Annotated in this window: 18 protein-coding genes and 1 pseudogene; 5 read left to right on the top strand and 14 right to left on the bottom strand. The window is 62.3% G+C overall.

Translation table 11 applies throughout. The features are described 5' to 3' along the window. Positions 1-75 precede the first annotated feature (75 nt). From V7S54_RS16890 to V7S54_RS16860, 7 genes and pseudogenes are all read right to left on the bottom strand, one after another. Complete coding sequence (locus V7S54_RS16890; RefSeq protein ID WP_065375223.1) at positions 76-534, bottom strand: NfeD family protein; 459 nt, start codon at positions 532-534, stop codon at positions 76-78. A 3-nt stretch (positions 535-537) separates the two neighbouring features. Next, entirely contained in the window at positions 538-1,536 is a 999-nt protein-coding gene (locus V7S54_RS16885; RefSeq protein ID WP_065375224.1) for an SPFH domain-containing protein, read from the bottom strand. 200 nt (positions 1,537-1,736) lie between these two features. Further along, the gene (gene hemH / locus V7S54_RS16880; protein WP_065375225.1) at positions 1,737-2,774 is read right to left on the bottom strand and encodes a ferrochelatase; all 1,038 of its coding nucleotides are present in this window, start codon (positions 2,772-2,774) and stop codon (positions 1,737-1,739) included. Positions 2,775-2,890: 116 nt separating this feature from the next. Continuing rightward, positions 2,891-4,777 carry a 5'-nucleotidase C-terminal domain-containing protein gene (locus V7S54_RS16875; RefSeq protein WP_065375226.1) on the bottom strand — a complete coding sequence of 629 codons (1,887 nt, stop codon included), beginning with the start codon at positions 4,775-4,777 and terminating at the stop codon, positions 2,891-2,893. A gap of 229 nt (positions 4,778-5,006) precedes the next feature. Next, positions 5,007-5,375, bottom strand: a complete 369-nt coding sequence (gene omp10, locus V7S54_RS16870; RefSeq protein WP_058321013.1) for an outer membrane lipoprotein Omp10 — start codon at positions 5,373-5,375, stop codon at positions 5,007-5,009. A gap of 173 nt (positions 5,376-5,548) precedes the next feature. After that, entirely contained in the window at positions 5,549-7,000 is a 1,452-nt protein-coding gene (locus V7S54_RS16865; protein ID WP_065375227.1) for a homospermidine synthase, read from the bottom strand. Positions 7,001-7,236: 236 nt separating this feature from the next. Next, positions 7,237-7,368, bottom strand: a pseudogene (locus V7S54_RS16860) (heme-dependent oxidative N-demethylase family protein); the annotation flags it as partial. Between the two features lie 152 nt (positions 7,369-7,520). On the opposite strand from V7S54_RS16860, the gene V7S54_RS16855 reads away from it, so the two are divergent. Continuing rightward, complete coding sequence (locus V7S54_RS16855) at positions 7,521-8,471, top strand: GGDEF domain-containing protein (RefSeq protein ID WP_065375228.1); 951 nt, start codon at positions 7,521-7,523, stop codon at positions 8,469-8,471. Here the strand turns inward: V7S54_RS16855 and V7S54_RS16850 are convergent. The 3 genes from V7S54_RS16850 to V7S54_RS16840 are packed head-to-tail and all read right to left on the bottom strand — an operon-like array spanning position 8,436 to position 12,169. Further along, complete coding sequence (locus V7S54_RS16850; protein WP_065375229.1) at positions 8,436-9,068, bottom strand: aminotransferase class IV family protein; 633 nt, start codon at positions 9,066-9,068, stop codon at positions 8,436-8,438. The two genes, V7S54_RS16855 and V7S54_RS16850, sit on opposite strands and share 36 nt — an antisense overlap. Beyond that, positions 9,065-10,264, bottom strand: a complete 1,200-nt coding sequence (locus tag V7S54_RS16845) for an aminodeoxychorismate synthase component I (protein ID WP_065375230.1) — start codon at positions 10,262-10,264, stop codon at positions 9,065-9,067. Before V7S54_RS16845 ends, V7S54_RS16850 begins: the two co-directional genes overlap by 4 nt. Before the next feature lie 45 nt (positions 10,265-10,309). After that, positions 10,310-12,169, bottom strand: a complete 1,860-nt coding sequence (locus V7S54_RS16840; RefSeq protein WP_065375231.1) for a M3 family oligoendopeptidase — start codon at positions 12,167-12,169, stop codon at positions 10,310-10,312. A 189-nt stretch (positions 12,170-12,358) separates the two neighbouring features. Here V7S54_RS16840 and V7S54_RS16835 point away from each other — a divergent pair, with 189 nt between their 5' ends. Both V7S54_RS16835 and V7S54_RS16830 read left to right on the top strand, forming a co-directional pair. After that, a complete protein-coding gene (locus V7S54_RS16835) occupies positions 12,359-13,903 on the top strand; it encodes a sigma-54-dependent transcriptional regulator (protein WP_065375232.1) in 1,545 nt (514 codons plus the stop codon). Between the two features lie 180 nt (positions 13,904-14,083). Continuing rightward, positions 14,084-15,943 carry a DUF882 domain-containing protein gene (locus V7S54_RS16830; RefSeq protein ID WP_065375233.1) on the top strand — a complete coding sequence of 620 codons (1,860 nt, stop codon included), beginning with the start codon at positions 14,084-14,086 and terminating at the stop codon, positions 15,941-15,943. A 159-nt stretch (positions 15,944-16,102) separates the two neighbouring features. Here V7S54_RS16830 and V7S54_RS16825 read toward each other — a convergent pair whose 3' ends face one another. The 3 genes from V7S54_RS16825 to V7S54_RS16815 form a co-directional block, all read right to left on the bottom strand. Further along, a complete protein-coding gene (locus V7S54_RS16825; RefSeq protein WP_065375234.1) occupies positions 16,103-16,366 on the bottom strand; it encodes a DUF2312 domain-containing protein in 264 nt (87 codons plus the stop codon). 126 nt (positions 16,367-16,492) lie between these two features. After that, on the bottom strand, positions 16,493-16,798 hold the full coding sequence (locus V7S54_RS16820) for a DUF1244 domain-containing protein (RefSeq protein ID WP_065375235.1): 306 nt from the start codon (positions 16,796-16,798) through the stop codon (positions 16,493-16,495). Positions 16,799-16,843: 45 nt separating this feature from the next. Continuing rightward, complete coding sequence (locus tag V7S54_RS16815; RefSeq protein WP_065375236.1) at positions 16,844-17,632, bottom strand: N-formylglutamate amidohydrolase; 789 nt, start codon at positions 17,630-17,632, stop codon at positions 16,844-16,846. 193 nt (positions 17,633-17,825) lie between these two features. On the opposite strand from V7S54_RS16815, the gene V7S54_RS16810 reads away from it, so the two are divergent. Beyond that, complete coding sequence (locus V7S54_RS16810; RefSeq protein WP_065375237.1) at positions 17,826-18,302, top strand: DUF1036 domain-containing protein; 477 nt, start codon at positions 17,826-17,828, stop codon at positions 18,300-18,302. Continuing rightward, entirely contained in the window at positions 18,302-19,741 is a 1,440-nt protein-coding gene (gene pyk / locus V7S54_RS16805) for a pyruvate kinase (RefSeq protein ID WP_065375238.1), read from the top strand. Before V7S54_RS16810 ends, pyk begins: the two co-directional genes overlap by 1 nt. A 27-nt stretch (positions 19,742-19,768) precedes the next feature. On the opposite strand, the gene V7S54_RS16800 is transcribed toward pyk, so the two are convergent. Continuing rightward, a complete protein-coding gene (locus tag V7S54_RS16800; protein WP_083203711.1) occupies positions 19,769-20,785 on the bottom strand; it encodes an alpha/beta fold hydrolase in 1,017 nt (338 codons plus the stop codon). Positions 20,786-20,792 lie beyond the last annotated feature (7 nt).

The raw sequence follows: 20,792 nt of genomic DNA, 5'->3' as shown, positions 1-20,792 counted from the left end.
TCGCAATCGTAAAGCGACGTGGTTAAGCAATCGTTTCCAAATGGGAAAAACGTCGTGGCATCAGCCGCTTGCCGATCAGGCGCTTTCGACAGTCAGGTTTCGGCCATGGCTGGAAACGACGCGGACTCGGGTGCCAGCCGGCAGGTCCGGTCCCTCGATGGTCCAGAACGTATCGTCGAGCCGGATGCGGCCGCGGCCCTCGGCGATCGGTTTCTCCAGCACCGCGGTGCGACCGACAAGACTTTCCGCTCTCTGGTTCAGCAAGGGTTCGTCGGTGGTCTCGGCCGAGGACAGAACGAAGCGGCGGCCGAGCAGGACAGCGACCACCGAGAGGACGGCGAAGAGGACGAACTGCACCTGCCACATCCAGAAGCCGGTCTCCCAGAGCATAAGGGAGAGAATTCCGACAATGAGAGCGGCGATGCCGATCCAGATCAGGAACACGCCGGGTGCCACCAGTTCGGCTGCGAGAAGCACGAAGCCGAGAACCCACCAGCTCCAGGGCCCGAGTTCTTGGATGACGCGTTCGATCATCGCCTATTTTCCTTGCGAGGGATCGGCGGGGAAGGCGGGCGTGGTGCGCGGCGTCGATTGGCGCGGACGTGTCGCCGGAGCGGCCGCACCATCTCCAAAGACTTCCTTGGCAATCGCGCCGATACCGCCGAGCGAGCCGATCAGGGCCGACGCTTCCATCGGCATCAGCACGATCTTCTGGTTGTTGGCGGTGCCGATCGAGGCGAGCGCCTCGGTGTACTTCTGCGCGACGAAGTAGTTGATCGCCTGGATATCGCCGGCGGCAATCGCGGCAGAGACCATCTGCGTCGCCTTGGCTTCGGCCTCGGCCAGACGCTCGCGGGCCTCCGCGTCACGGAAGGCCGCTTCGCGCTGGCCCTCGGCCTGGAGGATCGCCGACTGCTTGGCGCCCTCGGCGCGCAGGATCTGCGCGTTTCTCGACCCTTCCGCTTCCAGCACCTGGGCGCGCTTTTCGCGTTCGGCCTTCATCTGTCTCGCCATGGCGTCGACCAGATCTTTCGGCGGTGCGATATCCTTGATCTCGACGCGGGTAATCTTGATGCCCCAGGGGTTGGCGGCCTCGTCGACGACATGCAGCAATCGGTCGTTGATCGTGTCACGGTTGGAGAGCAGCTCGTCGAGATCCATCGAGCCCATGACCGAGCGGATATTGGTCATCGTCAGGTTGAGGATGGCGTTTTCCAGATTGGCGACCTGATAGGCCGCCTGGGCCGCGTTCAGCACCTGATAGAAGGCAACCGCGTCGGCCGAGACGCTGGCATTGTCCTTGGTGATGACTTCCTGAGTCGGAACATCGAGCACCTGCTCCATCACGTTCATCTTGGCGCCGATCCGGTCGACGAAGGGAAAGATGACGTTCAGACCAGGCTCCATCGTTTTTGTGTAACGACCGAAGCGTTCGACTGTGTAGCGATAGCCCTGCGGCACCGTCTTGATCCCCATGAAGAGGACAAACACGATGAAAACAACGAATACGACGACGACGATATCCAACCCGCCCAAGAGAAGCCCCCTAAATTTGCAGTCCCGACCCGAGACAGCACTCTAGCGCAATAGTTGTCGGTCCGGAATCGGTTTCCGCGGATTGCGCATAGATTCAAAATGTTAGGGATGCGCACTCGCCGGTGACCGTGTGCGTGCTCCATTCATCCAGAAATTGTGATCGGGGCGCCGTTTTCAAGCGCCGCGGCAAGGAATGGGAGCTAGAGCCAGCCGGCGAGTTCGCGGCGCACGACGTGTTCGAGGACCGCCATGCCTTCGGCGCTGTCGTTGAGACAGGGAATGTGGGTGAACTTGTCGCCGCCATTGTGGTGGAAGCTCTCGGCCGCCTGCTCGGCGATCTCCTCCAGCGTTTCCAGACAGTCGGACACGAAACCGGGATTGATGACGGCAATACGCTTGACGCCTTCCTGTGCGAGTTTCTCGACCGTCTTGTCAGTGTAGGGCTGCAGCCATTCCTCGGGCCCGAAGCGCGACTGGAAGGTGACCTGCAGCTTCTCCTTGGACCAGCCGAGCTTTTCGCGCAGCAGCCGCGCGGTCTTCTGGCATTGGCAATAATAGGGGTCGCCCTTGTCGAAATAGCTCTTCGGAATCCCGTGGAAGGAAGTCAGAACCACTTCCGGTTCCCAGTCGAGCGTCGCCAGATGGCGCTCGATCGAGGTCGCGAGCGCGTCGATATAGACCGGATCGTCGTGGTAGGGCGGAACCGTGCGCAGCGCCGGCTGCCAGCGCATCTTCAAAAGCGCTTCGAAGGCCTTGTCGTTGACGGTGGCGGTCGTGGCTGCCGCATATTGCGGATAGAGCGGGAAGACGAGGATGCGTTCGCAACCGGCCTTCTGCAGCGCTTCTATGCGCGAGGCGATCGAGGGCTGGCCGTAGCGCATGCCCCAGTCGACGATCACATCAGGGCGATCGGCGAACGTTTTGGCCATCAGTTGCGCCTGGTTGCGGGTGTAGGTCCTGAGGTAGCTTTCGTTCAGCTCCTTGTTCCAGATGGTCTCATAGGCCTTGCCCACCTTGCCGGGACGGGTGTTGAGCACGATGCCGAACAGGATCGGATACCAGAACAGCCGCGACCATTCGATCACCCGGCGGTCCGTCAGGAACTCCTTCAGGTAGCGGCGCATCGAGGTATAGTCGGTGCCGTCGGGCGTGCCGAGATTGACCAGCAGAATGCCGACCTTTCCGGATCTGACGGAAGGGTGGTCGGCAGGGGCGGTCACGTCAAGCTGTTCGGTCATCTCGGTCCTCGTCGGTCCCGTTCAATCGGGACACTGCTTTCGGTTTCAAATCCTTCTAAAAAGAAAAGCCGGCGCGGGGAAGCCCGCGCCGGCTCTGAAGGTAGAGGCAAATTGTCTTACTTTGCCGGAATTTCCAGTTCCGTACCGACATGCAGCGCGCGCGGCGCCGGCTTGCCGTTGGCTTCGGAGATCTTCTTCCACAGCGAGCCTTCGCCGTAGAACGACTTGGCGAGGTCCCAGAGCGTGTCGCCCTTGGCGATCACGTGCTTCTGCGGGCCGCTTGTTGCGGGCGCTGATGCATCGCCGGAGGTCGCGGCCGGCTGGGTTGCCGTGGTGTCGGTGCCCGTCGCCGGCTTCGTTTCCGTCGCCGGTTCCGCCGGTGCAGCACCTGCAGCCGCAGCGACCTCGGTGATGCGGCCATCGGTATAGGGCTTGAACGGCTGGTGGGCGGCGAGATAGTCGGCGAGCACGGTTTCGAGGCCCGGACCGTAGTCGTAGGCGTTTTCACCCTTCTCCTTGAAGATGTCGTAGCCGTCGCCGCCATTGCGCATGTAGTTGTTGGTGACCAGCGAATAGGTCTTGGCCGGATCGAGGGCGACGTAGCCTTCGCCTTCCTTTACCTCGACCGAGACGACACGGCTGCCGACCGGCTTCGACTTGTCGAAGGAGAACTTCATGCCGGCCACCTGCGGGAAGCGACCGCCGCCTTCCTCAAGCTTGCTGAGGCCGTTTTCCAGCGCTTCACGGATGCCGTCGCCCTTGATCTGGAAGGTCGCGACGGTGTTCTGGAACGGCAGAACGGTGATCGCTTCGCCCATCGAAACGTCGCCGGCGTCGATCGAGGCGCGCAGGCCGCCGCCGTTGGTGATGGCGATGGTGACGCCCTGGCCCTTGACGCGGTCGAGCATGGCGTCGGTGAGCAGGCTGCCCATTTCGCATTCCCTGGTGCGGCAATTCTCACGCGAGCCGTCGATCGGCGCTTCGGTCTTGGCGATGATCTTCGAGCGCAATTCCTCGATCGGTTTGCCGAGTTCGGCGACGCGAGCCAGCACGGCCTCATCCGGCTTGACGGACGCGTCGACCAGGATCGGATCGCCCTTGGCGGCTTTCACGACGCCCTTGTCGTCGAAGGTGACGACGAGATCGCCGAGATACTTGGTGTAGGATGCTGCCTGGACGACCGGAACCTTGTAGCCGCCAGGGTTGTCGACCATCGTCGGGTAAGGACCCTCGGCTTTCGCGTCGGTGTTGGACAAGAGGCTGTGCGAGTGGCCGCCGACGACGATATCGACATCGGGGATCTTGGCGATTGCCGCGAGATCGCGGGGATAGCCGACATGGGTCAGCGCGATGATCTTGTCGACGCCCTGCTTTTTCAGTTCTTCGACGGCAGCGGTGGTGGTGGCAACGTCGTCGCCGATCAGGATGTCCGGGCCGGGCGAGGAGAGTTCCGGCGTGTCGTTGGCGACGGCGCCGACGATGCCGACCTTCTGGCCTCCGACGTCGAGCACGATCGACGGCTTGATGCGGTCGCCGATCTTCGACTTGTGGCTCGGCAGTACGTTGGCGGTGACGACAGGGAAGGTAATCTTGTCGAGGAAGCCGGCCAGGCCGTCCTCGCTCTCGTCGAATTCGTGGTTGCCCACGGTCATCGCATCGAACTTCATCAGGTTGAGGAACTCGGCTTCGGCCAGGCCCTTATAGGTGGTGAAGAACAGCGAGCCCTGGAAGTTGTCGCCGGCATTGAGCAGCAGCACGTTCTTGCCGGAGAGTTCCTGGCGTTTCGTGTCGATCAGGGCTTTCAGGCGAGCGACGCCGCCGAAGCACTCGTTCTTGCCTTCCTCTTCCGCCGAGCAGGTCGAGTCGAACTTGTTGATCGACTCGATGCGGGAATGGAGGTCGTTGATGTGCAGGATGTTCAGCTCATAATCGGCGAAGGCTGCGCCCGAGGAGAGGGCAAGAATGGACGCGGTCATCAGGCCGGTCCGCATGTGTCTGATCATGATGTTCTCCTGTTTGCCGGTTGTCAGCCGACCGTTTCCGGAACCGTCAAGACGGAACCGTTCCCCACGGTCGGAGGTGGCTTTGCCGGGCCGGATGTTTTCATCACTTGAAGGTGACTTCAAGCGCTAAAACCAAGCTCGCTTTGTCAATTTGCAACGAGGTTAAGCTGCGATCCTGCAACAAAAAAAGCCCCCGATCGGGGGCTTCGATACGTGCGTATGCGCTGTTTTAGCCGCGCCGCGCCAGCGAGAACTGCGCGCCGGCATCGGTGGTGCAATTGAGCTGGTTCTGCGTGACGAGAGCGCAAGCGACCTTGGACTGGGTGTTGCGCACCAGCGAGGTCATGTTGATCTCGACGAGCGTCGGGCTCGTCTTGATGTAATTGCCCGAAGCAAGCAGCTGGTTGGTGTCGGTCGTGCGGGTCGAGAAGGTGCCGCCTGCAAAAGTCGAGACGATGCCGTTCGGGTCCACCCAGGAGCCTTCGACGCCGGTCGCCTGGCGCGACGGCCCGCCCTCATCGATGATCCGGGGCGACGACTGGCAGGATGCCAAGGCCGCGGCGGTTGCGATAAGGGTCAGAACTGCGAATGGCTTCATAGGCGATTTCCCCCGCATTGGGCCGAGCGGACTGTTTCATTCCGGCATGACCATGCCGCGATCATGAGTTGAAAGCAAGAGCAGCAGGAGGCTGCCGGCGCCTTTTCCCGCACAGATGAAAAGGCCCGGGACACGGTCGTGCCCCGGGCCGGATGACGTTTTACGTCAAAAGCTTAGCGAACGAGGATGTTTTTGAACTGCCAGGGATCCTTGGTGTCGATGTCTTCCGGGAACAGGCCCGGACGACCGTCGAGCGGGGTCCAGTCGGTGTAGTGGCCTTCAACCGGACCGAGATAGGGAAGCTGTACTTCCAGGCAGCGCTTGTAGTCCATCTCGTCGGCTTCGACGATGCCGGCCTTCGGGTTTTCGATCGCCCAGACCATGCCGGCGAGAACCGCAGAGGTTACCTGCATGCCGGTGGCGTTCTGGTAGGGAGCGATGCGGCGGGTCTCTTCCAGAGACAGGCGCGAGCCGAACCAATAGGCATTCTTGTCGTGGCCGTAGAGCAGGACGCCCAGTTCGTCGAGGCCCTCAACGAGTTCCTTCTCGTCGAGAACGTGATGGACCGGCTGGGCGTTGCCGCCGTTGCCGAACATCTCGTGCAGCGACAGGACCGCGTCGTTGGCCGGATGGTAGGCGTAGTGGCAGGTCGGACGGTACGTCACTTCGCCGTCCTTGTCGCGAACGGTGAAGAAGTCCGAGATCGAGATCGCCTCGTTGTGGGTGACGAGGAAGCCGTACTGCGGGCCAGGCGTCGGGCACCAGGTGCGTACGCGGGTGTTGGCGCCCGGCTGCTCCAGGTAGATCGCAGCCTTGCAGCCCTTCTTGTGCTTCTTGGCGTTCTTCGGCATCCAGTTTTCATGGGTGCCCCAGCCGAGTTCGGCGGGCTGCAGACCTTCGGAGATGAAGCCCTCGACCGACCAGGTGTTCCAGAACACGTCGAGCGGCTTCGGCTTCTTCGTCAGCTGCGTGTCGCGCTCGGCAATGTGCACGCCCTTGACGCCGACCTTCTTCATCAGCTTCGCCCAGCCTTCGCGGTCGTCCTGATGCGGCTCTTCAAACTTCACGCCGAGGTCGTTGGCGAGGTTCAAGAGGCCCTGCTTGACGAACCAGGAGACCATGCCGGGGTTGGCGCCGCAGGTGGAAACGGCCGTGGTGCCGCCCGGGCTCTTTTCCTTTTCCTTGCGAACGGTTTCGCGCAGCGCATAGTTGGTGCGCTCGGAATTGTCCATTTCGGCGTCGAAATAGAAACCGAGCCACGGCTCAACGACCGTGTCGATGTAGAGAACGTCGAGCTTGCGGCACATCTTGATCAGGTCGAGCGAGCCGGTATCGACCGACAGGTTGACGCAGAAGCCCTGGCCTTCGCCTTCGGTGAGCAGCGGCTTCAGCAGTTCCTTGTAGTTGTCCTTCGTCACATGAGCGCGAACGTGACGTACGCCATGCCGTTCGAAAATCTCGTTGTCGGCGGCGTCCTCACGGGGTTCGACCACGATCAACCGGTTCTTGTCGTATTTGAAGTGGCGCTCGATCAGCGGCAGGGTGCCGCGACCGATCGAACCGAAACCGATCATGACGATCGGACCGGTGATCTCGCCGTAAACCGGGTAGGTGGTATCTGCCATTTTTGTCTTACTCCTGAGGAAACTTTCCTGTGACGGTGGGTGACTAAGCATGAGGAAGCGGCTGGTGCCGCTGTTCCAGCTTGACGGGTGTGCCGCAGCGGCTTCGGTGCCGAATGCGGCACGCGGGCGCTGTAGAGCATAGATCGCTGTCACAATAAAGAGCCGGCGGGTCAACCGCTATCTGAGATAGTGCTTAACCGGCGATCGAAAGCAGGGCCGCGACTGCCTCACGCTTCCGCTAGAAGGCACTTCTTTTCTGAGAGATAGTGCTGTAGCTGTTCGTCAGGCTCGATCCAGCGATCGGGATCGAGCTGGGCAAGGCCGATGGTGAAGGGCTTGGAGGAACCGTCGTAGGGCGTATGCTTCATGCACTTCGGCCGGTCCAAGACGGTGATTTAACCATATCCCCATCGTTTCACACGCGTAAACGCTTGTCACAAGCACTTCGTGCTATAGCTTCGTCTGAAGCATCCGCTTCGCGCCATGATTGATATTGTCCGACCCGGAGGCCTGACAGACCGTGACCGGTAGTCATCTCAAGGCTCTTGCGGCCTTACAGAGCAAAACACCCGTACTGATCGCGCTCTACGATCAGCACGATCGATTGCGGTTTGCCAACACGGCATTTCGCGCGGCCTATCACGTCGGCCCAGACGAGAGCCCGACCTGGGCGGAGATCATGCGCCGCAACTACGCGGCCAGTCAGGGGACCGTCCTGAAAACCGACGACGTCAACGCCTGGATCGCCTCGACGGCTCACCGGCGCGGCAAAGTGCCTTTTCGTGCCATGGAAACCGACTTGCATGACGGCCGCTGGCTGTGGATGACGGAGACGGTCGATTCCGACGGCTATATGCTTTGCATTGCCGTCGATGTCACCACCATCCATGCGGGCGAGCGCGAGCTCCGGCAGGACCGCGATTTCGCGCTTCGGGCGGCCCAGGTCGACGAGCTGACCAGTGTGCCCAACCGTCGCTACACGATGGGACGGTTGACTGAATTCATCGCCAACTGTGCCGAAAATCCGCATATGTGGGGTTGCGTCGCGATCATCGACATCGACTATTTCAAGGCGATCAACGACCGCCACGGGCACCAGCGCGGCGATGAGGTTCTGCTCGACTTCGCGCGTCAAATGCAGGAATTCGTGCGCCGCTCGGATTGCTTCGGCCGGATCGGCGGTGAGGAATTCATGCTCATCCTGCCTGATACCACCATCAGCGAAGGCAATCGCATTCTCGACCGTCTGCTCGAAAGGGTTAGAAGCTCCCGGCCGCTCGAGAATATTCCGGAGTTCTTCTACACCTGTTCGGTCGGGCTCGCGGAATATCGCGATGGCGATTCCGTCAGTGATCTCTATGCGCGCGCCGACCAAGCGCTCTACCTCGCCAAGCGCGATGGGCGGGATCGCGTCAGACGCTACACGCTTCCCGGCTCAGACCAGGAGTCTCACCCGGATCATACCGCGTAGCGAATTGCCGACATAGAGCGTTCCGCTTGTGAGATCCGCCGGCGAAAGGCGCGCTACGCGCGCGCGTCGTTGGCAGATGAGTTCGGTACGAAGCACACCGGCGAGCAGGCCGCAGGCGATCGGCGGTGTCTTCAGGACACCGCTGCCGTCGTCGAGGAAAACCGAGGTGATCGTGCCTTCGCAGACCTCACCCTTCTCGTTGAGCAGAAGAACCTCGTCAGCCTCGCTCGCCGCATATTCGCTGCGGGCCGTTTCATAGGCCGCCCGGCGGCTGGTCTTGTAGCGCAGCAGCGGATCGCGCGAGTTGAGCCGCGTGGCGGCGAGCCGCACCCGCCAGATCGTATCGTCCGACAACGGTACGAACGGTGCGGTCTTTACCTCGATGCGTCCGTCGGGGAAAAGCTCGAGCCGCACGCGGAGTACGGCCCGGTCGTCGCCGCTCTCCACCGCTGCCAGTAGGGCCGCTTCCGCGCCTTCCGCTCCTGGAATGCCGAGACGTCGCGCCGATCGCTTCAGCCGCGCCAGATGCAGGCGCGATCGGACGAAGCCGTTTTCGGGCTCGTAGCGCAGCGTTTCGATCAGCGAAAAGCCCGTCATCGCGCGATCTCGTCGTCGCCCAGTGCGACCCTGTCGTCGCCGAGTGCGATCTTGTCGTCGCCAATGGCGAAGCGGGCCTTCAGCAGGCATTCGTCATATTCGGATTGGGCGTTGCTGTCGAAGACGATGCCGCCGCCGACATTGAAGATAGCCTCGCCGTCGGGGAAAAGCGAAATCGTGCGGATGGCGACGCTGAAGCGCATGATCCCGCTCGGGGCGATGAAGCCGATGGCGCCGCAATAGGCGTCGCGCGGACCGTCTTCGAGATCGTGCAGGATTTCCATGGCCCGCATCTTCGGTGCGCCGGTGATCGAACCGCAGGGGAACAGGGCGGCGAAGATGTCCTCAAGCCCGATCTCGGGCAGGAGTTTTGCCCGGACATGGCTCACCATCTGGTGCACGGTCGGGTAGGTCTCGATCTCGAAGAGCTTGGGGACGCTGAGCGTGCCGACTTCGGTGATACGCGAGATGTCGTTGCGCAGGAGATCGACGATCATGCGGTTTTCAGCCTGGGTCTTTTCGTCAGCGCGCATCGCCGCGATGATCTCGGCGTCTTCAGCCGCAGAGACGCCGCGCTTGGCCGTACCCTTCATCGGGTGCGTCTCGATCCAGCCGTCGGCATCGACGCGGAAGAAGAGTTCCGGCGAACGCGACAGGAGGACCGGCCCGTCGAGCGCGACGAGCGCGCCATATTTCACCGGCTGGCGGTCGATCAGAGACCAGAAGGCGGCGCGCGGATCACCGGACCAGCGGGCGCGGATCGGCATCGTCAGATTGGCCTGGTAGCAGTCGCCCTTTCGCAGATGCTGGTGCAGACGATCGAAGCGCTCGCGGTAGGTGTCGAAGTTCCAGCCGGCGCGCGGCTCGGCGAGGAAGGGTTCGTTCTCGGTCCTGCGCTGCGGCTCGGCGAGGGGATGGTCTTCCGCGGGCGCATCGAAGATGCCGAAGGACATCAGCGGCGTCTCGCGGCCCTCCTCGGCGAACCTTGCGAGTTTCTGCTCGAAGAGGTGACCGGCCTCGTAGGCCATGAAGCCGGCGAGCCACTTGCCCGCCTTGTGGGCGCGCTCGAGCTCGGCAAGACCACGGGTAAATTCGGCTTTCGTACGGGCGGTGACGATGCGCGAAGGCTCAGCGAAAACCGTGGTGCGGTTTTCGCTGTCGTCCCGGAACAGCACATAGGGTGCGGTGTCGCTCATAAAGTCGTCTTGTCGATCGCGCCGTGATCCGGACCTGTGTCCGGATCAGGCCTTATCAAGCGCCTCGAGTTCGTCGATGAGCCCTTCGATCATCGACAGTCCCTGTGCCCAGAACGACGGATCGGTGGCATCGAGGCCGAAGGGCGCGAGCAACTCGGAATGGTGCTTGGTGCCGCCGGCCTTCAACAGTTCGAAGTACTTCTCCTGGAAGCCTTTTTCGGCGTTCTGGTAGACGGCGTAGAGCGAGTTCACCAGGCAGTCGCCGAAGGCATAGGCGTAGACGTAGAAAGGCGAATGGATGAAGTGGGGAATATAGGCCCAGTAGGTCTCGTAGCCTTCGGAGATGCGGATCGCCGGTCCGAAGCTCTCGTTCTGCACCGACAGCCACAGCTTGCCGATGTCGTCAGCCGTCAGTTCGCCTTCCTTGCGGGCGGTGTGGACCTTGCGCTCGAACTCATAGAAGGCGATCTGGCGCACGACCGTGTTGATCATGTCCTCCACCTTCTGGGAAAGCATGGCCTTGCGCTCGCGTTTGTCCTTCGTCTGGTCGAGCAGGGCGCGGAAGGTCAGCATCTCGCCGAACACGGAAGCGGTTTCGGCCAGGGTCAACGGAGTAGACGCCATCAGCGCGCCCTGTCCGCCGGCCAGCACCTGGTGCACGCCGTGGCCGAGTTCGTGTGCAAGCGTCATCACGTCGCGCGGCTTGCCCATGTAATTGACGAGCACATAGGGGTGCGCAGATGGTACCGTCGGATGGGCGAAGGCGCCCGGTGCCTTGCCCGGCCGCACCGGCGCGTCGATCCAGCTCTCGTCGAAGAAGCGGCGGGCGATCGCGGCCATTTCCGGATCGAAGGCGTTGTATGCAGAGAGCACCGTGTCCTTGGCCTCGTTCCAGGAAATCAGCGCGTTCGGCGTTTCCGGCAACGGCGCATTGCGATCCCAGAAATCCATCTCCTGCATGCCGAGCCACCTTGCCTTCATCGTGTAGTAGCGATGCGACAGGCGCGGATAGGCGGATTTGACGGCTTCGGCCAGCGCATCGACGACTTCGCGCTCGACGCGGTTCGCCAGATGGCGGCTGTCGGCGATGTCCTGAAAACCGCGCCAGCGGTCGGAGATTTCCTTGTCTTTGGCCAGCGTGTTGGTGATCAGCGTGAAGGTGCGGATATTGGCCTTGAAGGTTTCGGCAAGCGCCATCGCCGCCTTCTTGCGGACCTCTGTCGCCGGATCCTGCAACAGGTTCAGGGCGACTTCCAGCGGCAGCGCTTCGCCATCGACGCTGAAGGTGAGGCTCGCCATCGTCTCGTCGAACAGCCGGTTGAAGGCGGCAGCACCCGTCATCGATTTTTCCAGGAAAAGCTGCTCCAGCTTGTCGTCGAGCTGATAGGGCTTGTCCATGCGCAGGTCGGTCAGCCAGGGCTTGTAGTGCGCGGCAAGCGCATCGTTTTCGAGCGCCTTGTCGAGGATCGCGTCATCGATCCGATTGAGCTCCAGCGAGAAGAACAGCAGATGCGCCGACATGTCGGTGAGCTTCGACTGCACGTCGCCGTAGAGCTTGCCGTTCTCGGGCTTGGACGTGTCCGAGAAGTAGGTGAGACCGGCAAAGGAAGCGATACGGCCCATGACATCTTCGAGCGCTTCGAACTCCCGGACGGCGGCGCCGATGCCGTCGTCACCATGCTTCGTCGCGGCCTCGGCCAGCTTGCCCTTCCACTTGGTTTCGAAGGCGGTCGCGTCGGTCTCGGCCTTCTTCAGGTCGTTGCGAAAGGCATCCGAAGTGGCCGACGTATAGAGATCTTCGAGCCGCCAGGAGGGCAGGTCGCCGAGATCCGCGGTAGCGGCATGGGACTGCCCGGCGGCTGCGCGGACAGCGGATTGCTCGGGAGCGAAGGGGCGGAAGGTCATCGTCGGATTTCTCTCGTTCGTGACAGGAAGAAGGCAAGCGATATGGGTTCCATTGCTATCGCCGGCAATGGATAAAATGCAAGCATTTCTCAAAACATGATGTTCAGCCCTTTATGGCACAGATGCCTGACGTCATTTGGCACATGAGGTTGGCCAAATAGTACCGCGTGTCCAAAGCAGGAGGCTTCCGTGACATCACATATTCTGGTCATCGATGACGATCCGGTGCAGCGCCGTTTGCTGACGAACATGATCGAGCGTCTCGGCCATGTGGCGCATCTCGCCGACAATGGCCGCAGCGGTCTGGAACTGCTGGAGCGCAAGGGCGGCATGATCAATGTCATCCTGCTCGACCTGTTGATGCCGGAGATGAACGGGCACGGCTTCCTTGAAGCGCTCGCCGAGCGCGGCGTCGATATGCCTGTCATCGTACAGACCGGCCAGGGCGGCATCGAAACCGTGGTTCACGCGATGCAGGCGGGCGCCTTCGACTTCCTGGTGAAGCCCGTCTCTCCGGAGCGGCTGTCGGTCGCGATCAGCAATGCGCTGAAGATGGCGAGCCGCGACGGCAAGGTCAAAACCTCGCGCCGTCCGCGCGGCGGCGCCGTCGGCTTCGAAGACATCGTTTCGGCAAGCCCGGCGATGATCCGGGTGATCGACCTGGCGCGCCGTGCCGCCCAGTCCAACATTCCGATCGTGCTCGAAGGCGAGTCCGGCGTCGGCAAGGAAATGGTGGCCCGCGCCATCCAGTCGGCGAGCGACCGTGTCGGCAAACCCTTCGTCACCGTTAATTGTGGCGCGATCCCGCACAACCTGGTCGAGAGCATTCTCTTCGGCCACGAAAAGGGCGCCTTTACCGGCGCGACGGAAAAACACACCGGCAAGTTCGTCGATGCCGACGGCGGTACCCTGTTCCTCGACGAGATCGGCGACCTGCCCCTCGAAGTCCAGGTCAAGCTCCTGCGTGCCGTGCAGCAGGGCGAGATCGAGACGATCGGCGCGCGCCATCCGCAGAGGGTCAATGTGCGGTTGATCTCGGCGACCAACAAGGACCTGATCAACGAAGTGCGCGAGGGGCGGTTCCGCGAGGACCTCTATTACCGTCTCAACGTCTTCCCGATCACCATCCCGGCGCTGCGTCGGCGCAAGGAAGACATCCCAGTTCTGGTGCGTTCCTTCGTCGAGCGTTTTGCCGCCGAGCAGCGCCTGCACACACCGCTCACCATTTCGAGCGGCGCCTTGGCGCTGCTGACCGCCTACGACTGGCCGGGCAACATCCGACAACTCGAAAACGCGATCTTCCGGGCCGTGGTTCTTGCCGAAGGCAACGAACTGACGGTGAAGGATTTCCCGCAGATTGCCACCCAGATCCCGGGCTACGTCGTTTCCGACCGCTCCGGTTTCTCCTGGGGCGAAGCCGGTCCGGAACGGGAAAGCGGGCCTGCGGAACAGGTGCCGAATGTCTATCCGGACTTCGCGAGTGCGGCGAAGTCGATGGAAGGCGATGCCGGGCACGACCCGCGCATGGAGAACGCGATCGCCAGCGTCGACGAGGGCGGGGACGTGCGCAAGCTCGCCGAAGTGGAAGAGGAACTGATTCGTTTTGCGCTGAAATTCTACCGCGGACAGATGAGCCAGGTGGCTCGCAAGCTCGGCATCGGCCGGTCTACTCTCTACCGCAAGCTGAAGGATTATGGCATCGATCCCGAGAACCCATTGAGGGAGGCGGCATAAAATCGACGCATTCACAATTCATTAGCCCTGCTATTCAGTCACCGCCGTTTAGACCTTGTTAGTGAAGTGTTCACTATATTATAAGGGGCGGTGACGACTGTGGCATATTTGCCATGCTGTCACCTTATTTGACAGTCATCTGAGACAGCGAAGCACGGTTGTCCGTCGGACGGGGATTGAATGCCAAATTTGTTCGGTTTTAAGAAGCCGCTCGGCTCCTTAGCGAGAGTCTGCGCGGCCTTTACCCGTAAGGTGCCGCAGGTTCTCACATCCGTTGCTATTGCGGCTTCCCTCGTGACTCCAGGTTTCGCGCCTCCCGTAGAGGCCGCGGGCCAGACCCGGACACTGAAACTCTATTTCATTCATACCCAGGAAAAGGCGCAGATCACCTTCAAGCGCAATGGCCGTTACGACACCAAGGGCCTGCAGGAGATCAACCGATTCCTTCGCGACTGGCGTCGCAACGAACCGACCAAGATGGACCCGCGCCTGCTCGACCTCGTCTGGGAAGTCTACCAGAAGAGCGGTTCGCGCGATTACATCCACGTCGTCTCGGCCTATCGTTCGCCGGCAACCAACGGCATGCTGCGTTCGCGCTCGAAAGGCGTCGCCAAGAAGAGCCAGCACATGCTCGGCAAGGCGATGGACTTCTACCTTCCCGACGTGAAGCTGAAGACGCTGCGCGAAATCGGCGTGAAGTTCCAGGTGGGTGGTGTCGGCTATTACCCGACTTCGGGCTCGCCTTTCGTTCACATGGATGTTGGCGGCGTTCGCGCCTGGCCGCGCATGAGCCGCGCCGAACTCGCGCGCCTCTTCCCTGATGGCAAGACCATGCATCTGCCGTCCGACGGCAAGCCGCTTCCGGGCTATGACCAGGCGGTCGCCGACTACAAACGTCGCGTCGGTGCCTCGGCGATCGAGGTGGCCGGTGGCGGCGCAACCGGTCCTGGCGATAGCGCAAGCGGCAAGCGTCGTGGCAACCTGTTCGCCATGCTCTTTGGCGGTGGCGGCGACGAGGATGAAGAACCCTCGGCGATCGCGGCCGGTCCGGGCACTGACGATGAAGGCGGCGCTGCGCCGGCCAAGGTACAGACGGCTTCCGCTCCTGCTGCCCAGGAAGCGCTGCCAGGTGTTGCCGGCTCGGTTGCTGCCGAACCGACAGCTGCTGCCACTGCAACAGCCGAACAGAACATCAACGCGCCGGTCCCGGCCGTTCGTCCTGCCTTCAAGGATGCGCCTGCCGATGGCGGCGTAGCCGTTGCGCTGGTGGCGCCGCAGAAGAACGCGGCCCAGGACGCGCTTGCTGCTGCCCTGCCGCAGACCTCGGAAATGCCGAGCGAATTCGCCGACCTCGGCTCGATGAAGGTGCCGGTGCCGCAGATGCTTGACCGTCGCGACATGAATACGCTTGTCGCTTCGGCCGATCCTTCCGCGGATGTGCAGGCGCTTGGTTTCGTGCCGGTTCCGGCCATGCGACCTGCGGGTGACGCGGCCCTTGCCGCCGTTGCCGATGCTCAGGTCGTGGTTCCATCCTTCGCGGAGCGCCCGGCCGTTGCGTCCGCAGAGCCGCCGCGCGACGTTTCCGCCGAGGCTGCGACCCGTGTGGCGCTTGCTGCTCCGACGCCGGCCCAGCGCGAGCCGGTATCGCAACAGCCGATCGAAATGGCGGCCTATGCGCCGCAGTCGAACACCAACACCCGTGCGGCCGTCTTCGACAACGCCTTCGACACGCAGGCCGAAGCGCCGGCAAAAGGCGGTCGACCGAAGAAGAACGACGCCGACGCAGCGACCCGCTCGTCGGTCCGCACCGAGCCGAAGCTGACCCAGAAGATCATTTCCGAATGGGCGCTGACAACGGGTCGTGTGGCGACGCTCTCCAAGCCGGTCAAGGCGCCGCGCTTCGTCAGCAAGTCGCTCCGCACCGCACCGACCACGGTCTATGCTGTCGGCTTCTCGAACGGCGCTGGCACGGTGGACACGGCCCGCTTCAGTGGCAATGCTGTCAACTTCATGGAAGTGAAGAAGTTCAGCACGAACTGAGCGTCAATCAAACAACAGACACGAAAAAGCCCGCCGATCCGGCGGGCTTTTTGATTCTGCATCGTGCTTTCGGGTGCGTCGTCTCTGGTCGGGTCGGGGGCGGTTGCTCCCCATTGCTGTCCGGACGAAGGCCGCCTGTCGGCCGCCCTGCAAGCCTGCTTATTCTTGGTCGGCTGCCGGCACCATGCCAAGCGCCTGGAGGTAGGTGTCGAGGATCGCTTCCTGTTCCATGCGCTCGTCGTGGTCCTGCTTGCGGATCGAGATGACCTTGCGCAGGATCTTGGTGTCGAAGCCCATGGACTTGGCTTCGCCGTAGACGTCCTTGATGTCGTCCGCGATGGTCTTCTTTTCTTCTTCCAGGCGTTCGATCCGCTCGATGAAAGCGCGAAGCTGATCGCGTGCGACGCCGTGAGCATCCGACATGGTCTTCTCCTTGATACGGGGAATTGAATTTCGTGGGTGCCGTGACGTGCCGAAAACAGCCGCCAAGGTCAAGGGTCAATGCGCAACAACGCGGTCAATTCCGTGGCAAGCGCCGGCGAAACGCCCTTATTCCTTCGGCCTGTTGATCTCGAAGGCTGCCTTCTGCTCGGTGGTCGCTTCCCTTTGATGGAGTTCGCGCCATTCCTCATAGGGCATGCCGTAGATGATCTCGCGCGATTCATCCTTGGCGAGAGCAACGCCCGCCTCTTCGGCGGCTTCGCGGTACCAGTTGGAAAGACAATTGCGGCAGAAGCCGGCGAGGTTCATCAGGTCGATGTTCTGGACATCGGTGCGTTCGCGCAGATGGGTGACGAGACGGCGAAAGGCGGCCGCCTCGAATGCGGTCTGCTGCTCCGGGGTCAGTTCGGTCATGGACGTTGATCCTCTTCAGTTACTGCGTACTTCCGGACCCAAGCTCTAATAGGCGCCGGTGCGGGAGGCGTGGCGCTCGTAGCGATGCAATTCGGGCATGGCGTTGAGACCCGCAAGGATTGGCGCCAGCCGCTCGGCCCAGCCAGCAACGCCGGTCTCGTCGGCGATCAGGTCCTGGCGCACCTCGATCAGAGCGTGGGGAATACCCGGCATCATGCAGTGCCGGAACATGGTATCCCCGCGCAGTGCGCCGTCATAGGGTTCGTTGTTGCCGACGACGATATCGCCGGATGCCTCGAGTTTTTCGATCAGAGGCAGGACGGCACGCGGATCGTTGTCCCAGAGGACGGCGGCGTGCCAGGGGCGGGCCACACCCTTCCAGGCCGGTGTGTAGGAGTGGATCGAAATGACCAGCGGTGCCGCGCCATGCGCCTCGGCGCTTCGGGCGATCGTCTCGGAAACGGCGCGATGATAGGGGCGGTGGAACCGGTTCAGCCGGTTCTCCCATTCCTCTGCGCTGATCGGGTGGTTGCCGGGCACGATCGCGCCGTCGGAGATCTTCATGACCAGCGTCGGGTCGTCCTCGCCGCGATTGGGATCGATCAGCAGGCGGGAGAAGCAACCGAGCACGGCCGGCGCATCGAGCATTCGCGACAGCTGCCGCACCAGTGCCTCTACGCCGATGTCATAGGCGATATGTCGCTCGAACGCCGAGGCGGGCAGGCCGAGACTGCCGTATTCCGGCGGCAACCGGTTCATCGCGTGGTCGGCAAGCAGAACGAGCCCGGTTGCAGGCTTGGCTTCGATAATCTCATAGGGAGAATAGTGTTGCATGCCGGTCCAGTCTGTTGTCTAGCCTCGTCCTCGCTGATCGCACGCGCGCGCGTCAATCGCAAGAAACACGCAACTGTTTAGCGCAATTCGAAAGCAATTTGCCGATTGTAATCGATTAGAGTTACGTTGACTTTCGGGGCTGGCCGTCGCAAGAAAGTGCCACGCAAATCAAAACGGAGTTCCATCGGAAACCGTGTCCAGAAATCCTTTTTCCAAAGCGAAGCCGGGGCTGACGACACTAGGAGGTATCCTCCTGTTTTTCCTGGCAACCTCAAGCTCATTTCTCTTTGCCGATGAAGCGCGCGCCGATTTTCGCGTCTGCAACGGCACGCAAAATCTCGTCGGCGTGGCGATCGGTTACCGGGCCAAGGAAGGCTGGGTAACGGAGGGCTGGTGGCAGGTTCCGGCCACCACCTGCGCGACCCTGATCGAGGGCGAGCTTCAGTCACGATACTACTATCTCTACGCGGAAGATGCGGCCCGCGGCGGCCGCTGGACCGGTGACGTCAACATGTGCGTCGCCGAGAACGAGTTCAAGATTGCGGGCGTTCAGGACTGCTTCGCCCGCGGCTTCCAGCGCATGGGATTCAAGGAATACGACACGGGGCGGCAAGGGAGCTGGATGGTTCAGCTCTCCGAAACGCCCGGCACGCAGGAAAGCCAGAATTGATGAAGCGGAACAGAAAAGTCAAAATCCTCGCCACGCTCGGACCGGCGTCTTCCGATGAGCAGATGATCCAGAAGCTGCACGAGGCCGGGGCTGATCTGTTCCGTATCAACATGAGCCATGCGAGCCACGACGTGATGCGCACGCTGGTTCAGCGCATACGTGCGGTTGAAGCCCGCTGCGGCCGACCGATCGGCATTCTCGGCGACCTGCAGGGACCGAAGCTGCGCGTCGGCAAGTTTGCCGAAGGCAAGGTCGACCTGAAGGTGGGCCAGACCTTCACGCTCGACAACAGGGACGAGCCTGGCGACAGCACCCGCGTCTTCCTGCCGCATCCCGAGATCCTCGAAGCAGTCAAACCCGGCCATCGCCTGCTGATCGACGACGGCAAGCTACACCTCAAGGCTGAAAAGACCGACGGCAAGAGCATCGTCACGACGGTTGTCGCCGGCACCAGGATTTCCGACCGCAAGGGCGTCAGCTTGCCCGACACGCTGCTCGCCGTCGGCGTTCTGACCGACAAGGACCGCGCCGACCTCGACGCAGTTCTCGCCACCGGCGAGTTCGATTGGGTGGCGCTCTCCTTCGTGCAGCGACCGGAGGATCTGGCCGAGGTCCGCAAGATCGCCCGCGGCCGCGTCGGCCTGATGTCGAAGATCGAGAAGCCGCAGGCGCTCGACCGGATCGACGAGATCATCGAGCTTTCGGACGCGCTGATGGTCGCGCGTGGCGACCTCGGTGTCGAAATGCCGCTGGAATCGGTGCCGGGCCTGCAGAAGCAGCTGACGCGCGCATGTCGCCGCGCCGGCAAGCCGGTGGTGGTTGCCACGCAGATGCTAGAATCGATGATCTCCGCACCCGTTCCGACGCGCGCCGAAGTCTCCGACGTCGCGACGGCCGTCTTCGAAGGCGCCGATGCCGTCATGCTTTCGGCAGAATCGGCCTCGGGCGAGTATCCGGTGGAAGCCGTGTCGACCATGGCGTCGATCGCCAGCAACGTCGAGCGCGACCCGCACTATTCCAGCATCATCTACGCACAGCGCACGCCGCCGGAGGCAACCGGTGCCGACGCGATTTCGCTTGCTGCCCACCAGATCGCCGAGACCCTCCGTCTTGCCGCGATCGTCTGCTACACCTCGTCCGGCACCACCGGTCTTCGCGCCGCCCGCGAACGGCCGCAGGTTCCGATCATCGCCCTCTCGCCGATCGTCCAGACCGCACGCCGCCTCTCGGTCGTCTGGGGGCTGCATTGCGTCGTCACCGAGGATGCGACGGACCTCGACGATATGGTCAACCGCGCCTGCCGCATCGTTGCGGCCGAAGGCTTCGGCAAGCCCGGCGAGCGCGTCATCATCTCTGCCGGCGTGCCCCTGGGTACGCCGGGCGCCACCAACATGCTGCGCATCGCCTACATCGGCTCCGACGGCATGAGCGGCGTCTGATGCAGCCTTGGCAAAGTGCGAAGCGGATCAGACTTGACCGATGGCTTCGGACGACGTGATCAGGCGGGCTTCGGCCCGCCTTTTTATTTGCTCCAGATCGGTCGGCTGACCCGCCATCTTTTCGAGCGCAGCCACGACGACATCCGTGACCACATAGTCAGGCTTGTGGCCGAGATTGCCGATCCACAGCAGTTCAGCGCCGGGGATATCGCGCGCCAGCCCGCGGGAATGGATGTCAGCCAGCACGATGCCATCGCTGTCGCCGGTGATGATCACGGTCTGTGCGGTAATCTCGCGGTAGCGCGGCGCGGTCGCGGTCAGATAGGCATGGAGATTGGCTATGTCGCGCGCATTGTTGCGGAAGGTCGCGGGACGCAGCACCAGATGCGGGCCGGTCTTGTCGATGTAGTCGGCGGGTCGCGGATTGGGTGAAAAGATCGAGTGCGTGCCGCCTTCGATGCGCCGCTGTCCGAGGGGCGTTGCCAGCGTATGGGCGAAGAGCCAGCCGACGAGGGGCAGTGCCGTGAGGCGGTAATACCAGTCGATGCCGCCGGGCCAGGGATGCGTCGCTGGCGCCAGCAGGATGAGGCCGGCCGTCTTCTCCGGATGATGCAGGGCGAAGCTCGCGGCGATGGCGCCGCCGAAGGAATGGCCGACGATGACGGCGCGACGGATGCCGCGCTTTTCCATCAGCTTTGCGATCGCCGCCGCCTGGCCGTCCGGAAGGTCGTTTTCCGCACCGCCTCGCTCGGAGTAGCCGTGACCCGGACGATCGACGAACAGCATCTCGGCGCGGCAATCAAGGGCTGGGGCGAAGGCGTGCAACTGATCGAGCAGGTTGCCGCTGGCGCCATGGATGAAGACGACGGGCAGGAGATCGGCCTGCTCGCCTGCCGGCAGGTGCACGCTGTTCATGCGATAACCGCCGATGTCGATCAGTTCGCCGGCATTCGGAAACCGCCGGGTGAAGGCTCGCGCGTGCCAGAGGCTGTAGGCAATGCCGACGAGCGCTAGTCCAATGAACAGGAAAGTGGCTGGTACCATTGTCTCG

This window comes from Ensifer sp. CCNWLY38 (assembly GCF_037120565.1).
Lineage (GTDB): Bacteria > Pseudomonadota > Alphaproteobacteria > Rhizobiales > Rhizobiaceae > Ensifer > Ensifer adhaerens_H.
Note: the sequence above shows the minus strand (reverse complement) of the source record. Positions and strands in the feature narration are given on the sequence as shown.

Coding starts and splice junctions, on each gene's coding strand:
- V7S54_RS16890 (WP_065375223.1), bottom strand. CDS start 534: ATGATCGAACGCGTCATCCAAGAACTCGGGCCCTGGAGCTGGTGGGTT.
- hemH (WP_065375225.1), bottom strand. CDS start 2,774: ATGACCGAACAGCTTGACGTGACCGCCCCTGCCGACCACCCTTCCGTC.
- V7S54_RS16875 (WP_065375226.1), bottom strand. CDS start 4,777: ATGATCAGACACATGCGGACCGGCCTGATGACCGCGTCCATTCTTGCC.
- omp10 (WP_058321013.1), bottom strand. CDS start 5,375: ATGAAGCCATTCGCAGTTCTGACCCTTATCGCAACCGCCGCGGCCTTG.
- V7S54_RS16865 (WP_065375227.1), bottom strand. CDS start 7,000: ATGGCAGATACCACCTACCCGGTTTACGGCGAGATCACCGGTCCGATC.
- V7S54_RS16850 (WP_065375229.1), bottom strand. CDS start 9,068: ATGACGGGCTTTTCGCTGATCGAAACGCTGCGCTACGAGCCCGAAAAC.
- V7S54_RS16845 (WP_065375230.1), bottom strand. CDS start 10,264: ATGAGCGACACCGCACCCTATGTGCTGTTCCGGGACGACAGCGAAAAC.
- V7S54_RS16840 (WP_065375231.1), bottom strand. CDS start 12,169: ATGACCTTCCGCCCCTTCGCTCCCGAGCAATCCGCTGTCCGCGCAGCC.
- V7S54_RS16830 (WP_065375233.1), top strand. CDS start 14,084: ATGCCAAATTTGTTCGGTTTTAAGAAGCCGCTCGGCTCCTTAGCGAGA.
- V7S54_RS16825 (WP_065375234.1), bottom strand. CDS start 16,366: ATGTCGGATGCTCACGGCGTCGCACGCGATCAGCTTCGCGCTTTCATC.
- V7S54_RS16820 (WP_065375235.1), bottom strand. CDS start 16,798: ATGACCGAACTGACCCCGGAGCAGCAGACCGCATTCGAGGCGGCCGCC.
- V7S54_RS16815 (WP_065375236.1), bottom strand. CDS start 17,632: ATGCAACACTATTCTCCCTATGAGATTATCGAAGCCAAGCCTGCAACC.
- pyk (WP_065375238.1), top strand. CDS start 18,302: ATGAAGCGGAACAGAAAAGTCAAAATCCTCGCCACGCTCGGACCGGCG.
- V7S54_RS16800 (WP_083203711.1), bottom strand. CDS start 20,785: ATGGTACCAGCCACTTTCCTGTTCATTGGACTAGCGCTCGTCGGCATT.